Origin of the sequence: Stutzerimonas azotifigens DSM 17556 (assembly GCF_000425625.1) — a bacterium.
Lineage (GTDB): Bacteria > Pseudomonadota > Gammaproteobacteria > Pseudomonadales > Pseudomonadaceae > Stutzerimonas > Stutzerimonas azotifigens.
This window is the reverse complement of record NZ_KE384410.1, coordinates 214,209-229,751: the sequence shown is the minus strand read 5'-3', so window position 1 is coordinate 229,751 and position 15,543 is coordinate 214,209. Positions and strand designations below refer to the sequence as shown.

Sequence of the window (15,543 nt, the reverse complement as noted above, 5' to 3'; positions counted from 1 at the left end):
CCTCTCTCCTTTCACTTTCTAGTTTTGGATTACTGCGTGCTGCTCAGAAGTTGCCCTGGACCCAGCTCTTGAGCCGGTCGAGGACAGACGGTTTGGTTTCTTCGCCGTAATGGCCGGGCCCGGACAGCGAGATGCCGTCGGCCTGCTTCTGCAGGCCGTACAGCAGCAGGCCCACGCCCGTCGAATAGATGGGGTTGCGAACGACGTCGGTGAGCCCCTTGATGTTCTGCGGCGCGCCCAGGCGCACCGGCATGTGGAAGATTTCTTCGGCGAGGTCGATGGCGCCTTCCATCTTGGCGGTGCCGCCGGTGAGAACGATGCCGGCCGGGATGAGATCCTCGTAGCCGCTGCGACGCAGTTCGGCCTGGATCAGAGTGAAGAGTTCGTCGTAACGCGGCTCGACCACTTCGGCCAGGGCCTGGCGCGAGAGTTCCCGCGGCGGCCGGTCGCCGACGCTCGGCACCTTGATGGTCTCGCCGGCGCCGGCCAGCTTGGCCAGCGCGCAGGCGTAGCGGATCTTGATCTCCTCGGCGTACTGGGTGGGCGTACGCAGGGCCATGGCGATGTCGTTGGTGACCTGGTCGCCGGCGATCGGGATGACCGCGGTATGGCGGATCGCCCCTTCGGTGAAGATGCAGATGTCGGTGGTGCCGCCGCCGATGTCGACCAGGCACACGCCCAGCTCCTTCTCGTCGTCGGTGAGCACCGCGTGCGCCGAGGCCAACTGCTCGAGGATGATGTCGTCCACCTCGAGGCCGCAGCGACGCACGCACTTCTCGATGTTCTGCGCCGCGTTCACCGCGCAGGTGACCACGTGCACCTTGGCCTCCAGGCGCACGCCGGACATGCCCAGCGGCTCGCGCACGCCTTCCTGGTTGTCGATCACGTAGTCCTGCGGCAGCGTGTGCAGGACCCGCTGGTCCGACGGGATCGCCACGGCCTGGGCGGCGTCGAGCACGCGCTCGAGGTCGGCGGTGCTGACTTCGCGGTCGCGGATGGCGACGATGCCGTGGGAGTTGAGGCTGCGGATATGGTTGCCGGCCAGCCCGACGAACGCCGAGTGGATCCGGCAGCCGGCCATCAGCTGGGCCTCCTCGATGGCGCGCTGGATGGACTGCACGGTCGATTCGATATTCACCACCACGCCCTTCTTCAGGCCACGGGACGGGTGCGTTCCAATGCCGACGATCTCCAGTTGGCCATCGGCCGCGACCTCGCCCACCAGCGCCACCACCTTGGAGGTGCCGATGTCGAGACCGACGATCATCTTGCCGCTTTGCACGCTTGCCATCTTCTCTCGTTCCTCAATTCTTCACGGCGACCGTTTGGTCGGTTGCCGCCGGGATCGGTTCGCGCCATGCCACGGCCAGGCCGTTGGAGTAACGCAGGTCGATCCGCGCGATGTTGCCGCTCTGCTCCTTGAGCGCCTTTTCGTAGATCGTGCCGAAGCGACGTACCTTCTCGACCAGATGGTCGCGCCCCAGCAGCAGTTCGATTCCTTCGCTGGTGGTCAGGAACCAACTGCCACGCTCGCGCAGTTCCAGGCGGGTAATGGAGAACCCCAGCGGGCGCAGCATCTGGCTGAGCAGCTGGTATTGCTGCATGACCCGCTGTTGGGCCCGCTTCGGACCATGGAGTTGCGGCAGGTGTTCATAGTTGGAAAGCTCGCTCGGCGCGAAGGCCTCGCCCTGGTTGTTCAGCAGCGCTTCCTCTCCCCAGCGTGCGATGGGCAACTGCTCGTCCAGGCGGATCACCACCTGGTCCGGCCACACGCGCCTGACCTGCGCATGGGCGATCCAGGGCATCTGCTCCAGATCGTGGCGCATGCCGTTCAGATCAACCTTGAAGAAGCTCGCCTCGACGAACGGTGCGATGTGCTGCTGCACCGCTTCGCGGCTGACGTAGGCCAGGTCGCCCTGGACGCTGACCTTGGTGATCGGCCGGTCGGCATAGGGCAGCAGGCGCAGCGCCAGTTCGTAGCCGCCGTACAGCAGGGCGACCAGCAGCAGCGGCCAGGACAGCCGCCTGATCCCGCTCAGGCTCGGCTTCGGCAGACGCGCGGACAGGGGCTCGCGCGCCACCAGACGGCTCGCGCCACGTGGCGGCGCCTTGCGTGACGGCAGGCGCCCCAGCCCGGGTTGCGGATGACGAAGCATGGCGCCCATGGTCAGGCCCTCGCCTCGAGGCTGTCTTCGAGGATCGCCAGGGCCAGTTGCGGGAAGTCCAGCCCGGCGGCGCGGGCCGCCATCGGCACCAGGCTGTGGTCGGTCATGCCCGGTACGGTGTTGACCTCCAGCAGCCAGAACTGCCCGTCGGCGTCCTGCATCACGTCGACCCGCGCCCAGCCCTGCACGCCGACCGCCTCGCAGGCGCGCACGCAGAGGCTTTCCAGCTCGGCGCTCTTGCCGGCGTCGAGGCCGCAGGGAATGCGGTACTGGGTATCCGAGGCGAGGTACTTGGCGTCGTAGTCGTAGAAGGTGTGCGGGGTGCCCAGGCCGATCGGCGGCAGAACTTCGCCGCGCAGGATGGCCACGGTGAACTCCGGCCCCTGGATCCACTGCTCGACCAGCACCTGGGCATCGTAGGCGCTGGCCGCACGCCAGGCGGCGACCAGTTCGGCGATCCCGCCGACCTTGGCCATGCCGATGCTCGAGCCTTCGTGCGCCGGCTTGACGATCAGCGGGAAGCCCAGCGCCTCGGCCGCCGCCTTGCAGTCCTCTTCGCTGGCCAGCACGGCGTGCCGCGGCGTCGGCAGGCCGATGCTCTGCCACACCTGCTTGGTTCGCAGCTTGTCCATCGCCAGCGCCGAGGCGAGGATGCCGCTGCCGGTGTAGGGGATGCCGGCGCATTCGAGCAGGCCCTGCATGCTGCCGTCTTCGCCGCCGCGGCCGTGCAGCACGATGAAGGCGCGATCGATGCGCTCCTCGCGCAGGCGGTCGAGGAAGTCCTCGCCGACGTCGATGCCGAAGGCGTCCACACCGGCGGTCTGCAGGGCCTCCAGCACGGCGGCGCCGGACTTCAGCGAAACCTCGCGCTCGGCACTGCGTCCGCCATAAAGCACGGCGACACGGCCGAAGGCCTTCGGGTCGGTGGAATGCAGCGCCTTCATCAGCCTTTCCTCGCGGCGTTCTCGCCGCCAAACAGGGGACCCTTGAGCAGTTGCGGCGCCAGCCCGCCGATGTCGCCGGCGCCCTGGCAGAGCAGGATGTCGCCGGCGCGCAGCAGCGGCCGGAGCACCGGAGCGAGGTCGCTGCCACGCTCGACGTAGATCGGATCGAGCTGGCCGCGCTGGCGGATGCTGTGGCACAGGTTGCGGCTGTCGGCGCCGGGCACCGGCTCCTCGCCGGCCGGGTAGACCTCCATCAGCAGCAGCACGTTGGCGTCCGCCAGGACCTGAACGAAATCCTCGTAGAGGTCGCGGGTGCGGCTGTAGCGGTGCGGCTGGTAGACCATCACCAGGCGCCGCTCCGGCCAGCCGCCGCGCACCGCCTTGATCACCGCGGCGACTTCGCGCGGGTGGTGCCCGTAGTCGTCGACCAGCATCACGCTGCCGCCGTCGACCTGCAGCTCGCCGTACACCTGGAAGCGCCGGCCGACGCCCTGGAAGCCCGACAGCCCCTGGACGATGGCGGCGTCGTCGATCCCTTCGTCGGTGGCGATGGCGATGGTGGCCAGGGCGTTGAGCACGTTGTGGTTGCCCGGCATGTTCACCGAGACGTCCAGCGGCTCGTGGCCGTTGCGCAGCACCGTGAAGAAGGTGCGCATGCCTTCCTGGCGCACGTCGATGGCGCGCACGTCGGCGTCTTCGCTGAAACCGTAGGTGGTGGTCGGCCGGCCGATCTGCGGCAGCAGCTCGCGCACCACCGGGTCGTCGACGCAGAGCACCGCCAGCCCGTAGAACGGCAGGTTGTGCAGGAATTCGACGAAGGTCTTCTTCAGCTTGCCGAAGTCGCCCTCATAGGTGCTCATGTGGTCGGCGTCGATGTTGGTCACCACCGCCACCATCGGCTGCAGGTGCAGGAAGCTGGCGTCGCTCTCGTCGGCCTCGGCGATCAGGTAGCGGCTGCTGCCGAGCTGGGCATTGGTGCCGGCGGCGTTCAGCCGGCCTCCGATGACGAAGGTCGGGTCCAGCCCGCCGGCGGCGAACACCGAGGCCAGCAGGCTGGTGGTGGTGGTCTTGCCGTGCGTGCCGGCCACCGCGATGCCGTGGCGATAGCGCATCAGCTCGGCGAGCATCTCGGCGCGCGGCACCACCGGAATGCGCTGCTCCAGCGCGGTGGCGACTTCCGGGTTGCTGGCGTTGACCGCGCTGGAGACCACCAGCACGTCGGCGCCATGGACGTTCTCGGCGCGATGGCCGATGTGGATGCTCGCCCCGAAGTTCTGCAGGCGCTCGGTGGTCGCCGACGCCCGCAGGTCGGAACCGGAGACCTCGTAGCCGAGGTTCAGCAGCACCTCGGCGATGCCACACATGCCGACCCCGCCGATGCCGACGAAGTGGATACGACGGATCCGGCGCATGCGCCGGACTTCGGCTTTCACCGCCGCGGGCGACTTAGCCATGCGCCACCTCCAGGCAGATGTCCACCACCTGGCGGGTGGCGTCGGGCCGCGCCAGACGCCGCGCGATGGCGCCCATGGCCTTGAGTTTTTCCGGCTGCATCATTACCTCGGTCAACTGCGCGGCGAGTCCGGCCGCGTCGGTCTTGGCTTGCGGCAGGAGGACGGCGGCGCCCTCCGAGGCCAGGTACTGGGCGTTGCGCGTCTGGTGATCGTCGATCGCATGCGGCAACGGAATCAGGAAGGCCGGCAGGCCCGCGGCCGCCAGCTCGCTCACGGTCAGCGCGCCGGCGCGGCAGATCACCAGATCGGCCCAGGCGTAGGCCCGCGCCATGTCCTTGATGAAGGGCGCCACCTCGGCGCCCACGCCGGCCTCGCGATAGCGCTCGGTGGTCACTTCGGCGTGCTGCTTGCCGGCCTGGTGGAACACTTCCGGGCACAGCTCCGGCGCCAGTTGCGCCAGCGCCGCCGGCACCAGCTTGTTCAGCGGCTCGGCGCCGAGGCTGCCGCCGAGCACCAGCAGCCGCGGCTTGCGGTTGGCCAGGGCGTCGCGCGGCGTTTCCAGGAACAGCTCCTCGCGCACCGGATTGCCGGTGGTGCGGCGCTTGGCGCTGGCCGGGAAGGTGTCCGGGAAGGCCTCGCACACGCGCTGGGCCAGCGGCACCAGGCTGCGGTTGGCGGTGCCGGCCACGGCGTTCTGCTCGTGGATGATCAGCGGGACGCCGGCGAGCTTCGCCGCAAGTCCGCCGGGGCCGGTGACGTAGCCGCCGAGCCCGAGCACGCAGACCGGCGCGACATCGCGCACCACCCGGCGGGCCTGGAACAGCGAGCGGAGCAGCTGGAACGGCGCCTTGAGCAGCGAGGCGATGCCCTTGCCGCGCAGGCCGCTGACCTGGATCAGGTGCAGCGGCAGGCCGGCGGCTGGCACCAGTTCGTTCTCGATCCCGCGCGGGGTGCCCAGCCAGTGCACCTGATAGCCGCGCGCCTGGAACTCGCGGGCGCAGGCCAGAGCCGGGAACACGTGCCCGCCGGTGCCGCCGGCCATGATCAGTACCTTAGCGGCCATGGGCGACCTCCCCGGCCGGTTCGGAGAAATCCGCCTCGTCGAACTCGGCATCCTCGCTGCCGAAGGTGGTGCGGCTTTCCCATTCGATACGCAGCAGCAGCGCGACGCTGACGCAAGTGATGACCAGAGAGCTGCCGCCGTAGCTGAGGAACGGCAACGTGAGCCCTTTGGTCGGCAGCAGCCCGATGTTCACGCCGACGTTGATGAGGAACTGGCCGATCCACAGGAACGCCAGGCCCCAGGCGATGTAGGCGGCGAAGAACTGCTTGGCGCGTTCGGCGCGCAGGCCGATGTAGAGCGCGCGCACGCCGACGAAGGCGAACAGCGCGACCGTGGTCAGCGCGCCGACCATGCCCAGTTCCTCGGCGAGCACCGAGAAGACGAAGTCGGTGTGCGCCTCGGGCAGGTAGAACTGCTTCTGCACACTGTTGCCGAGGCCGACGCCAAACCATTCGCCGCGGCCAAAGGCGATCAGCGCCTGGGTCAGCTGGTAGCCGGCGCCGTACTGGTCGGCCCAGGGATCGGTGAAGGCGATCAGGCGCTGCAGGCGGTATTCCTGGGTCTGCACCAGCACGTAGACCGCGCCGACGCCTAGCGCCACCAGCAGGCTGAAACGAATCAGGCCGACGCCGCCGAGGAACAGCATGGCCACCGCCGCGCCCATCATCACCACGGTGGCGCCGAAGTCCGGCTCGAGCATCAGTAGGCCGGCCATCGGCAGCAGCACGAAGAACGGCTTGAGGAAGCCCCAGAAGCTCTCGCGCACCTCTTCCTGGCGGCGTACCAGGTAGCCGGCCAGGTACACCACCACGAACAGCTTGGCCAGCTCCGACGGTTGCACGTTGAAGGCGCCGAAACCGATCCAGCGCGACGAACCGTTGACCTCGCGACCGATGCCCGGCACCAGCACCGCCACCAGCAGCACGAAGGCGGCGATCAGCAGCATCCAGCCGAAGCGCTGCCACACCGACAGCGGGACGAACAGCGCGGCGCCGCCGGCCACCAGGCCGATCGCCAGGTAGATCAGGTGGCGAATCATGTAGTACATCGGATTGCCGGCGTTCACCGCGGCGACTTCCGACGAGGCCGAAGTGATCATCACCAGGCCGAGCCCGAGCAGCGCGAGGCAGCCGGCGAGCATCGGGAAGTCGACGTTGAAGCCGTGGCGGCCGAAGACCGGCGAAGGATACTGGCGCAGGCGCGAAAGCATCAGTCGAGCGCCTCCACCGCCGCGGCGAACAGACGCCCGCGTTCTTCGAAGTTTTTGAACATGTCCAGGCTGGCGCAGGCCGGCGACAGCAGCACCGCGTCCCCCGGCCCGGCCAGGGCGTGGGCACGGGCGACCGCCTCGTCCAGCGAAGCGACGCGCTCGAGGCGGGTGGCGCCTTCGAGGGCATCGGCCAGACGCCCGGCATCGCGGCCGAGCAGCACCACCGCGCGGCAGTGACGGGCGATGGCCGGACGCAACGGCGCGAAGTCCGCCCCCTTGCCGTCGCCGCCGGCGATGAGCACCAGCTGGCCGGCGATGTCCTCTCCGAGCCCCTCGATGGCGGCCAGTGCGGCACCGACGTTGGTGGCCTTGGAATCGTCGTAGTAGCTGACTCCGGCGCGCTCGCCGACCCACTGGCAGCGGTGCGGCAGGCCGGCGAAGCGGCGCAGTGTGTCGAGCATCGGCTCGAACGGCAGCCCCACCGCATGGCCCAGCGCCAGCGCCGCGAGCGCGTTGCTCTGGTTGTGCGCGCCGCGGATGCGCAATTCGCGCGCCGGCATCAGGGTATCGAACTGGAAGGCCAGGTGCTTCTCGCCCCCCTCTTCGATCAGCCCGAAGCCGCGGAAGTCGGGCTTGCCCAGGCCGAAGGACCAGACCGGGACGTCCTCGCCGATCAGCGGGCGGCTCAGCCGATCGTCACGGTTGATCACCACCTGGCGAGCCCCGCGGAAGATCCGGTGCTTGGCCTGGTGATAGGCCGGCAGGCCGCTGTAGCGATCCATGTGGTCTTCGCTGACGTTGAGGCAGGTGGCCACTTCGGCGTCGAGCCGCTCGGTGGTCTCCAGCTGGAAGCTCGACAGCTCCAGCACGTACAGCTCGACATCGTCGGCCAGCAGGTCGAGTGCCGGGGTGCCCAGGTTGCCGCCGACGGCGACGCGGCGCCCGGCCGCGCGGGCCATTTCGCCGACCAGGGTGGTCACGGTGCTCTTGGCGTTCGAGCCGGTGATGGCGACGATGGGCGCGCGCGCCTGGCGGGCGAACAGCTCGATGTCGCCGGACAGGCGCACGCCGCGCTCGGCAGCGGCCTGCAGCGCCGGGGTGCTCAGCGCCAGCCCGGGGCTGATCAGCAGTTCCGAGGCGCGGCAGAGGAAATCGACATCCAGCTCGCCGCAGCGCACTTCCACCTGTGGGAAGTCGCGCCTGAGCGTCGCCAGCTCCGGCGGCTGTTCGCGCGTGTCGGCCACGGCGAACGGCACCCCGCGGCCCGCCAGGTGGCGAACCAGCGACATGCCGCTCTTGCCGAGCCCGACGACGATGCGGAACTGGTCGGATGCGATCAGCACGCTCGATTACCTCAGCTTCAGGGTTGCAAGGCCGACCAGCACCAGAATCACGGTGATGATCCAGAAACGGACGATCACCCGTGGTTCGGGCCAGCCTTTGAGTTCGAAATGGTGGTGGATCGGCGCCATGCGGAACACACGCTTGCCGGTCAGCTTGAAGGACGCCACCTGGATCATCACCGAGAGCGTTTCCATGACGAACACGCCGCCCATGATGAACAGCACGATTTCCTGGCGGACGATCACCGCCATCGTGCCGAGCGCCGCGCCCAGCGCCAGCGCGCCGACGTCGCCCATGAAGACCTGCGCCGGGTAGGTGTTGAACCAGAGGAAGCCCAGGCCGGCGCCGATCAACGCGCCGCTGAACACGATCAGCTCGCCCGCGCCCGGGACGTAGGGGATCAGCAGGTACTCGGAGAAATTCGCGTTGCCGGACAGGTAGCAGAAGATCCCCAGCGCGCCGCCGACCATCACCGTCGGCATGATCGCCAGGCCGTCGAGGCCGTCGGTGAGGTTCACCGCGTTGCTCGAGCCGACGATGACGAAGTAGGTGAGCACCACGAAGCCGAAGCCGAGCGGAATCTCGACGTTCTTCAAGAGCGGCACGATGAAGGTGGTCTCGATCGGCGCCTGCGCGGTCATATAAAGGAAGAGCGCCGCGGCCAGGCCGAACACCGACTGCCAGAAGTACTTCCAGCGGCTCGGCAGGCCGCGCGAATTCTTTTCGATCACCTTGCGATAGTCGTCGACCCAGCCGATCGCGCCGAACAGCAGGGTGACGGCCAGCACCACCCAGACGTAGCGGTTCGACAGGTCCGCCCACAGCAGCGTGCTGATGGCGATGGCCGAGAGTATCAGCGCGCCGCCCATGGTCGGCGTGCCCTTCTTCGACAGGTGCGACTGCGGTCCTTCGCTGCGCACGGCCTGGCCGATCTGGCGCACCTGCAGGGTGCGGATCATCCAGGGGCCGAGCCAGAGCGCCAGCACCAGGGCGGTCAGCACGCCGAGGATGCCGCGCAGGGTCAGGTACTGGAAGACCGAGAACCCCGTGTGGAACTGTTGCAGGTACTGTGCGAGCAGCAGCAGCATCAATGTTTCTCCCCGGCGGATGTCCGCAGGGCGGCGACGACCTTGTCCATCGCGGCGCTACGTGAGCCCTTTACAAGAATGGTGGTGGCCTGCCCCTGCTCGGCGCGCAGCGCTTCGATCAGTGCGGCCTGGTCGTCGAAATGCCGGGCGCCCTCGCCGAACGCCGCGACGGCATGGACCATCAGCGGGCCGACCGCATAGAGCGCGTCGACCTTGTCGGCGGCGTACTGGCCGACCTGGCGATGGCCCTGCTCGGCCCACTGGGCGAGCTCGCCCATGTCGCCGAGCGCGAGCACGCGGCGCCCGGAGAAACCGGTGAGGATGTCCACCGCCGCACACATGGAGGCGGGGTTGGCGTTGTAGCTGTCGTCGATCAGCCGCACGCCGCCGCCGATCAGCTCGGCGACCGCACGGCCCTTGACCGGCTGCAGGCTCTGCAGCCCGGCGGCGATGTGCTCCAGCGACACGCCCAGCGCATGCGCGGCGGCGGCGGCGGCCAGCGCGTTGGCGACGTTGTGGCGACCGAGCAGGTTGAGCTGGACGCGCGCCTGGCCGGCCGGCCCCATGAGGGTGAAGTTCGGGCAGCCGCGCAGGTCGTAGGCGATGGAGCCGGCGTAGAAGTCCGCCAGCGGGCTTTCCAGCCCGAAGCTGAGCACGCGACGGCCGGCAGCGCGGGTCTTCCAGACGTCGAATGCCGGATCGTCGCGGTTGAGCACCGCGATGCCGTCCTCGGCCAGGCCTTCGAGGATCTCGCCCTTGGCCTCGACGATTTTCTCCGGACCGCCGAACTCGCCGACGTGGGCGGTGCCGGCGTTGTTGATCAGGCTGACCTGCGGGCGGGTCAGGCCGGCGGTGTAGGCGATCTCGCCGACCCGCGAGGCGCCCAGCTCGATGACCGCCGCACGGTGCGCCGGTGCCAGTTCGAGCAGCGTCAGCGGCACGCCGAGATCGTTGTTCAGATTGCCGCGGGTGGCGTGCACGGCCTGCTCGCCGAAGGCCGCGCGCAGGATGCTGGCCAGCAGCTCCTTGACACTGGTCTTGCCGCTGGAGCCGGTGATGGCGGCGACCGGACCCTGGAAGGCGGCGCGATTGAACGCGGCCAGACGACCGAGCGCCACCCGGGTATCGGCGACCACCAGCTGCGGCAGCGCGACGTCCGGCACCTCGCGTTCCACCAGGGCGGCGGCGGCGCCCTTGGCGGCGACCTCGGCAAGGTAGTCGTGGCCGTCGAAGCGCGGCCCGGTGAGCGCCACGAACAGTGCCCCGGCGGCGAGCGTGCGGCTGTCGGTGCTGACCGAGTCGAAGCGCGCATCGGCGCCGGCCAGGCGGCCGCCGAGGGGGCCGGCCGCGGCGCTCAGGGTCAGGGCGTCAAGCATGAGGCGCCTCCCAACGGGCCAGCGCCTGGCTGGCCTGCTCCAGATCGGAAAATGGATGCCTCACGCCCTTGATCTCCTGATAATCCTCGTGCCCCTTGCCGGCCAGCAGCACCACGTCGTCCGCGGCACTCGCCGCGATGACCTCGGCGATCGCCTGGCTGCGGCCGTGAATGAAGGTGGCGCGGTCCGCTGTCACAAAACCGTTGCGGATATCCGCGAAAATGTCCGCCGGCTCCTCGCCGCGCGGGTTGTCGTCGGTCACCACCACCACGTCGGCCAGCCGCTCGGCTACCGCCGCCATGAGCGGGCGCTTGCCCCGGTCGCGGTCGCCGCCGCAGCCGAACAGGCAACGCAGCTGGCCGGTCGCGTGCGGCCGCAGGGCGGTGAGCACCTTTTCCAGCGCATCCGGCGTGTGCGCGTAGTCCACGACCACCAGCGGCCTGTCGCCGCCGCCGAGCCGCTGCATGCGGCCGGCCGGCCCCTGAAGGGTCGGCAGGATGGCGAGAATCTCGTCCAGCGGATAGTCCATTCCGATGAGCGCACCGATGGCCGCCAGCACGTTGCTGAGGTTGAAGCGGCCGAGCAGCGAACTGCGCAGGGCACGCTCGCCCTGCGGCGTCACCAGGCGCGCGCGGATGCCGTCGTCGTCCAGCCGGGCATCCGGGCAGTAGAGATAGGCCGAGCTGTCCTCGAGGCTGTAGGTGATCAGCCGCGACTCGTGCGGCCGGCCGGCCAGCTCGCGACCGAAGGTGTCGTCGAGGTTGATCACACGGCAGTGCAGACCGGGCATCTCGAACAGCTGCGCCTTGGCCTCGGCGTAGGCCTGCATGGTGCCGTGGTAGTCCAGGTGGTCGCGCGAGAGGTTGGTGAACACCGCGACGTCGAACTGCAGTGCCGCCACGCGCCCCTGCTCGAGCCCGTGCGAGGAAACCTCCATCGCCACGGCGCGCGCGCCGGCCTGCTTCAGCCCCGCCAGCGTGGCCTGCACGCCGATCGCATCGGGCGTCGTGTGCCGCCCCTGTGCGAGCTCGCCGTGGAAGCCGGTGCCGAGCGTGCCGATGATGCCGCAGCGCTCGCCCAGCTGACCCAGTGCCTGGGCCACCAACTGGCTCACGCTGGTCTTGCCGTTGGTACCGGTCACGCCGACCAGATGCAGCCCGCGGCTCGGTTCGCCGTAGAAACGACCGGCAATGGCGGACAGCTGGGCGGACAATTGACGCACCGGCAGCAATACAGCGTCGGGGAAGGAACGGGTCAGATCTTCGGCGCCTTCCGCTTCATAGGCCACGGCCGCGGCGCCGCGCGCCAGGGCGTCTCCGATGTGCGCGCGGCCGTCCTGCTGCAAGCCGGGGACAGCCAGGAACAGATCGCCCGGGCGCACCTTGCGGCTGTCGAGCGTCAGTTCGCGGATCAGCACGGCGCTCTCGGCCTGCGGCAGGAGCTGGTTCAATGGCATGGGCATCAGCTGCGCCCTCCCTTGCTTGCCGCCGGCACCGAGACCGTCTGGGTCTCGGCCGGTGGCGGCAGGTTGTCCGGGGCGATGTTCAACAGACGCAGGGCGCCGGCCATCACCCGGCCGAACACGGGGGCGGACACCAGGCCGCCGTAGTAGCCGCCCTTGCTCGGCTCGTCGATGACCACCACGGTGGCGATGCGCGGGTCGCTGGTCGGCGCGAAGCCGGCGAACAGGGAGCGATACGCGTGCTCGGTATAGCCCTTGGAACCGACCGCCGCCTTGCGCGCCGTACCGCTCTTGCCGGCCACGTGGTAGCCCGGCACCTGGGCGCGGTAGACGCCGCCCGGCGCTTCGACCACCTGCTGCAGCATGCCCTGCAGGGTCTTGGCCACCGGCTCCGACATCACCGCCGTGCTTTCCGGCTTGCGGTCCATGCGAACCAGCGACATCGGCACGCTGCGGCCGTCGTTGGCGAGCACCGAATAGGCGTGCGCCAGCTGGATCGCGGTGACCGAGAGGCCATAGCCGTAGGACAGGGTCGCAGTTTCCGCCTTGCGCCATTCGCGGTGATTCGGCAGGTTGCCGACCCGCTCGCCGGGGAAGCCGAGGCCGGTGTCCTGGCCCAGGCCGACCCGCTGCATGATCGAATAGATGGACTCACCGCCGATGTCGAAGGCGATCTTGCTCATACCGACGTTGCTCGACTTGAGCAGGATGCCGGTCAGGTCGAGCACGCCGCCTTCGGCGCGAGAAACGTCACGGATGGTGTAGCGGCCGATGCGCAGCCAGCCCGGGTGCACGTCGACCTTGTCCTCGGGCTTCCAGCGGCCGCTGGCCAGCGCCGCACTCATGGAGAAGGGCTTCATCGTCGAGCCGGGCTCGAACACGTCGATCATGGCGCGGTTGCGCATCGCCGCCGGCTGCAGGTTGCGCCTGTTGTTCGGGTTGTAGGTCGGATGGTTGACCATGGCGAGGACTTCGCCGGTCTTGACGTCGACCATCACCAGGCTGCCGGCCTTGGCGCCGAACTCGGCCAGCGCGTTGCGCAGCTCGCGGTGGGCCAGGTACTGCAGGCGCAGATCGATCGACAGGGCCAGCGGCTTGCCGGCCTTGGCGTTCTTGACCACCTGCACGTCCTTGATCAGCCGGCCGCGGCGGTCCTTGAGGACCTGGCGCTTGCCAGGCACACCGGCGAGCCATTCGTCGTAGGCCAGCTCCATGCCTTCGCGCCCGCGGTCGTCGATGTCGGTGAAGCCCACCACGTGCGCGGCTACCTCGCCGGCCGGATAGAACCGGCGGAACTCCTCCAGGGCATAGACGCCCGGCATCTTCAGTTCGAGCACGCGCTCACCCTGCTCCGGCGTCAGGCCGCGGACCAGGTACATGAATTCGCGATCGGCCTGGCGCTGCAGGCGCGTGGCCAGCTCGTCCGGCGCCTGCCCGAGGGCCTTGGCCAGTTCCGGCCAGCGCGCCTTGGCGGCCTGCAGCTCCTTGGGGTTGGCCCAGAGCGTGGTGACTGGCGTGCTGACGGCGAGCGGCTCGCCGTTGCGGTCGGTGATCAGGCCGCGGTGCGCCGGGATCGGGATGTGCCGCACGCTGCGGGCATCGCCCTGCGACTGCAGGAAATGCTGGTCGACCACCTGAAGGCTGACGATGCGCCAGCCGATCGCGCCGACCATGCCCGCCAGCAGCAGCAACACCAGGCGGACGCGCCACGGATAGAGCGCACCTTCGAGGCGGATCATGGCGCCACCAGCCTGACGTCCGCAGCCTGCGGCACGTGCATCTTCAGCTGTTCGCTGGCCAGCGCCTCGATCCGGCTGTGCGCGGTCCAGGTGCTCTGCTCGAGAATCAGACGACCCCACTCGGCCTGCGCCTTGTCGCGCACGCTCAGCTCGCCGTAGAGGCTGTTGAGCAGCTCGCGATTCCAGTGGGCGCTGTAGGCCACCGCGATCGCCGAGACCAGCACGCCGAGAAACAGCACGAGCATCAGCAGGCTGCCGCGCGGCATGGAACGAAGGGCGCTCATCGCAGCTTCTCCGCGACCCGCATGACGGCGCTGCGCGCGCGCGGGTTCGCCGCGAGTTCGGCCGGCGAGGCGTACTGGGGCTTGCCGATGAGCCTGAGGCGCGGTTCGAAGGCCTTGGGAATGATCGGCAGATCGCGCGGCAGGCGGTCGGCCTCGCCCTTGGCATGCCGGCGCATGAACTGCTTGACGATGCGGTCCTCGAGCGAATGGAAGCTGATCACCACCAGCCGCCCACCGATCTCCAGCGCCTCGAGCGCCGCGTCGAGCCCGGTCTCCAGGTCGCCCAGCTCGTTGTTGATGAAGATCCGCAGGCCCTGGAAGGCCCGCGTCGCCGGGTTCTTGCCCTTTTCCCAGGCGGGATTGGCCTGCGTCAGCACCTGCGCCAGGTCCGCAGTGCGCTCGAAGAGCTTCTGCTCGCGGCGCTGCACCACCGCCCGCGCCATGCGCCGGGCGAAGCGCTCCTCGCCGTAGTCCTTGAAGACCCGTGCGATCTCGTCTTCCGCGGCGGTGGCGATCCACTCGGCGGCGCTCACGCCACGCGAAGGGTCCATGCGCATGTCCAGCGGCCCGTCGTGCAGGAAGCTGAAGCCGCGCTCCGGATCGTCGAGCTGCGGCGAGGACACGCCGAGGTCGAGCAGGATGCCGCTGATCGAGCCGTTCCAGCCGCGCTGGCGCAGCTCCTCGCCCATCTCGGCGAAGCTTCTCTGTACAACGACAAAGCGGCCGTCTTCGGCCGCCAGCTGTTTGCCCGTCTCGATCGCCTGCGGGTCCTTGTCGAACCCCAGCAGGCGACCGTCGGTCCCGAGCTGCCGCAATAGCAGCCGGCTGTGCCCGCCCCTGCCGAAGGTGCCGTCCAGATAGCGGCCGTCCGGGCGCACGGCGAGGGCCGCGACGGCCTCGTCGAGCAACACGGTGATATGTCCCAAGCTGCTGTTCTGGTTCACAGGATCAGGTCACGCAATGAGTCTGGCAAACCGCCAGGCTGTTTGATGGCTGCAAGGTCCGCGTCGGCAAGCGCGTTCCAGTCGTCTTCATTCCACAGTTGAAACTTGTTGAGCTGGCCGACCAGCATGGCCCGCTTGTCCAGCCCTGCGTATTCGCGCAGACGCGGCGGCACGAGCACACGACCACTGCCGTCGAGCTCGAGGTCGACCGCGTTACCGATGAGCAAGCGCTGCAGGCGCCGGGCCTCCTCGCTGAAGGAAGGCAACTGGCGCAACTTGGTTTCGATCTGTTCCCACTCCGGCAATGGATAGATGCAGAGGCAGCGGTCGACCGCGTCGATCGTGACGATGAGCTGGCCATCACAACGCGAAACGAGCTCGTCACGATACCGACTCGGCATCGCGAGGCGCCCCTTGGCGTCAAGACTGATGGCGTTAGCTCCGCGAAACACGGCTGCGCTTCCCCTGAA

General features: G+C 68.9%; 14 protein-coding genes. All 14 read right to left on the bottom strand.

The window, feature by feature from the left end:
* Positions 1–43: 43 nt before the first annotated feature.
* From ftsA to mraZ, 14 genes are read right to left on the bottom strand one after another with little or no spacing between them, the layout of a single operon-like run.
* Positions 44–1,291: a cell division protein FtsA gene (gene ftsA, locus H610_RS0114440; RefSeq protein WP_028240333.1), complete on the bottom strand. Its 1,248-nt coding sequence runs from the start codon at positions 1,289–1,291 to the stop codon at positions 44–46.
* A 13-nt stretch (positions 1,292–1,304) separates the two neighbouring features.
* The gene (locus tag H610_RS0114435; protein WP_043238618.1) at positions 1,305–2,165 is read right to left on the bottom strand and encodes a cell division protein FtsQ/DivIB; all 861 of its coding nucleotides are present in this window, start codon (positions 2,163–2,165) and stop codon (positions 1,305–1,307) included.
* A 2-nt stretch (positions 2,166–2,167) separates the two neighbouring features.
* Entirely contained in the window at positions 2,168–3,109 is a 942-nt protein-coding gene (locus tag H610_RS0114430; protein ID WP_028240331.1) for a D-alanine--D-alanine ligase, read from the bottom strand.
* A complete protein-coding gene (gene murC, locus H610_RS0114425) occupies positions 3,109–4,563 on the bottom strand; it encodes a UDP-N-acetylmuramate--L-alanine ligase (RefSeq protein WP_028240330.1) in 1,455 nt (484 codons plus the stop codon). Before murC ends, H610_RS0114430 begins: the two co-directional genes overlap by 1 nt.
* Positions 4,556–5,626 (bottom strand): undecaprenyldiphospho-muramoylpentapeptide beta-N-acetylglucosaminyltransferase, encoded by a 1,071-nt coding sequence (gene murG, locus H610_RS0114420; protein WP_028240329.1) that lies wholly within the window; start codon positions 5,624–5,626, stop codon positions 4,556–4,558. The genes murC and murG overlap by 8 nt, the downstream gene beginning before the upstream one ends.
* Positions 5,616–6,836 carry a putative lipid II flippase FtsW gene (gene ftsW / locus H610_RS0114415; RefSeq protein ID WP_028240328.1) on the bottom strand — a complete coding sequence of 407 codons (1,221 nt, stop codon included), beginning with the start codon at positions 6,834–6,836 and terminating at the stop codon, positions 5,616–5,618. Before ftsW ends, murG begins: the two co-directional genes overlap by 11 nt.
* Positions 6,836–8,179 (bottom strand): UDP-N-acetylmuramoyl-L-alanine--D-glutamate ligase, encoded by a 1,344-nt coding sequence (murD, locus tag H610_RS0114410; RefSeq protein WP_028240327.1) that lies wholly within the window; start codon positions 8,177–8,179, stop codon positions 6,836–6,838. Before murD ends, ftsW begins: the two co-directional genes overlap by 1 nt.
* Positions 8,180–8,185: 6 nt before the next feature.
* Entirely contained in the window at positions 8,186–9,268 is a 1,083-nt protein-coding gene (gene mraY / locus H610_RS0114405; RefSeq protein ID WP_028240326.1) for a phospho-N-acetylmuramoyl-pentapeptide-transferase, read from the bottom strand.
* Entirely contained in the window at positions 9,268–10,644 is a 1,377-nt protein-coding gene (locus tag H610_RS0114400) for a UDP-N-acetylmuramoyl-tripeptide--D-alanyl-D-alanine ligase (RefSeq protein ID WP_028240325.1), read from the bottom strand. The genes mraY and H610_RS0114400 overlap by 1 nt, the downstream gene beginning before the upstream one ends.
* The gene (locus tag H610_RS0114395; RefSeq protein WP_028240324.1) at positions 10,637–12,106 is read right to left on the bottom strand and encodes a UDP-N-acetylmuramoyl-L-alanyl-D-glutamate--2,6-diaminopimelate ligase; all 1,470 of its coding nucleotides are present in this window, start codon (positions 12,104–12,106) and stop codon (positions 10,637–10,639) included. Before H610_RS0114395 ends, H610_RS0114400 begins: the two co-directional genes overlap by 8 nt.
* Positions 12,106–13,845 (bottom strand): peptidoglycan D,D-transpeptidase FtsI family protein, encoded by a 1,740-nt coding sequence (locus H610_RS0114390; protein ID WP_028240323.1) that lies wholly within the window; start codon positions 13,843–13,845, stop codon positions 12,106–12,108. The genes H610_RS0114395 and H610_RS0114390 overlap by 1 nt, the downstream gene beginning before the upstream one ends.
* Positions 13,842–14,129 (bottom strand): cell division protein FtsL, encoded by a 288-nt coding sequence (ftsL, locus tag H610_RS0114385; protein WP_028240322.1) that lies wholly within the window; start codon positions 14,127–14,129, stop codon positions 13,842–13,844. The genes H610_RS0114390 and ftsL overlap by 4 nt, the downstream gene beginning before the upstream one ends.
* On the bottom strand, positions 14,126–15,073 hold the full coding sequence (gene rsmH / locus H610_RS0114380; RefSeq protein ID WP_028240321.1) for a 16S rRNA (cytosine(1402)-N(4))-methyltransferase RsmH: 948 nt from the start codon (positions 15,071–15,073) through the stop codon (positions 14,126–14,128). The genes ftsL and rsmH overlap by 4 nt, the downstream gene beginning before the upstream one ends.
* Positions 15,070–15,525: a division/cell wall cluster transcriptional repressor MraZ gene (gene mraZ, locus H610_RS0114375; RefSeq protein ID WP_028240320.1), complete on the bottom strand. Its 456-nt coding sequence runs from the start codon at positions 15,523–15,525 to the stop codon at positions 15,070–15,072. The genes rsmH and mraZ overlap by 4 nt, the downstream gene beginning before the upstream one ends.
* Between the last annotated feature and the right edge of the window lie 18 nt (positions 15,526–15,543).

What these genes read in the sequence shown, in the direction of transcription:
- ftsA (WP_028240333.1), bottom strand. Translation starts at nt 1,291, where the DNA reads ATGGCAAGCGTGCAAAGCGGCAAGATGATCGTCGGTCTCGACATCGGC.
- H610_RS0114435 (WP_043238618.1), bottom strand. Translation starts at nt 2,165, where the DNA reads ATGGGCGCCATGCTTCGTCATCCGCAACCCGGGCTGGGGCGCCTGCCG.
- H610_RS0114430 (WP_028240331.1), bottom strand. Translation starts at nt 3,109, where the DNA reads ATGAAGGCGCTGCATTCCACCGACCCGAAGGCCTTCGGCCGTGTCGCC.
- murC (WP_028240330.1), bottom strand. Translation starts at nt 4,563, where the DNA reads ATGGCTAAGTCGCCCGCGGCGGTGAAAGCCGAAGTCCGGCGCATGCGC.
- murG (WP_028240329.1), bottom strand. Translation starts at nt 5,626, where the DNA reads ATGGCCGCTAAGGTACTGATCATGGCCGGCGGCACCGGCGGGCACGTG.
- ftsW (WP_028240328.1), bottom strand. Translation starts at nt 6,836, where the DNA reads ATGCTTTCGCGCCTGCGCCAGTATCCTTCGCCGGTCTTCGGCCGCCAC.
- mraY (WP_028240326.1), bottom strand. Translation starts at nt 9,268, where the DNA reads ATGCTGCTGCTGCTCGCACAGTACCTGCAACAGTTCCACACGGGGTTC.
- H610_RS0114400 (WP_028240325.1), bottom strand. Translation starts at nt 10,644, where the DNA reads ATGCTTGACGCCCTGACCCTGAGCGCCGCGGCCGGCCCCCTCGGCGGC.
- H610_RS0114395 (WP_028240324.1), bottom strand. Translation starts at nt 12,106, where the DNA reads ATGCCCATGCCATTGAACCAGCTCCTGCCGCAGGCCGAGAGCGCCGTG.
- H610_RS0114390 (WP_028240323.1), bottom strand. Translation starts at nt 13,845, where the DNA reads ATGATCCGCCTCGAAGGTGCGCTCTATCCGTGGCGCGTCCGCCTGGTG.
- ftsL (WP_028240322.1), bottom strand. Translation starts at nt 14,129, where the DNA reads ATGAGCGCCCTTCGTTCCATGCCGCGCGGCAGCCTGCTGATGCTCGTG.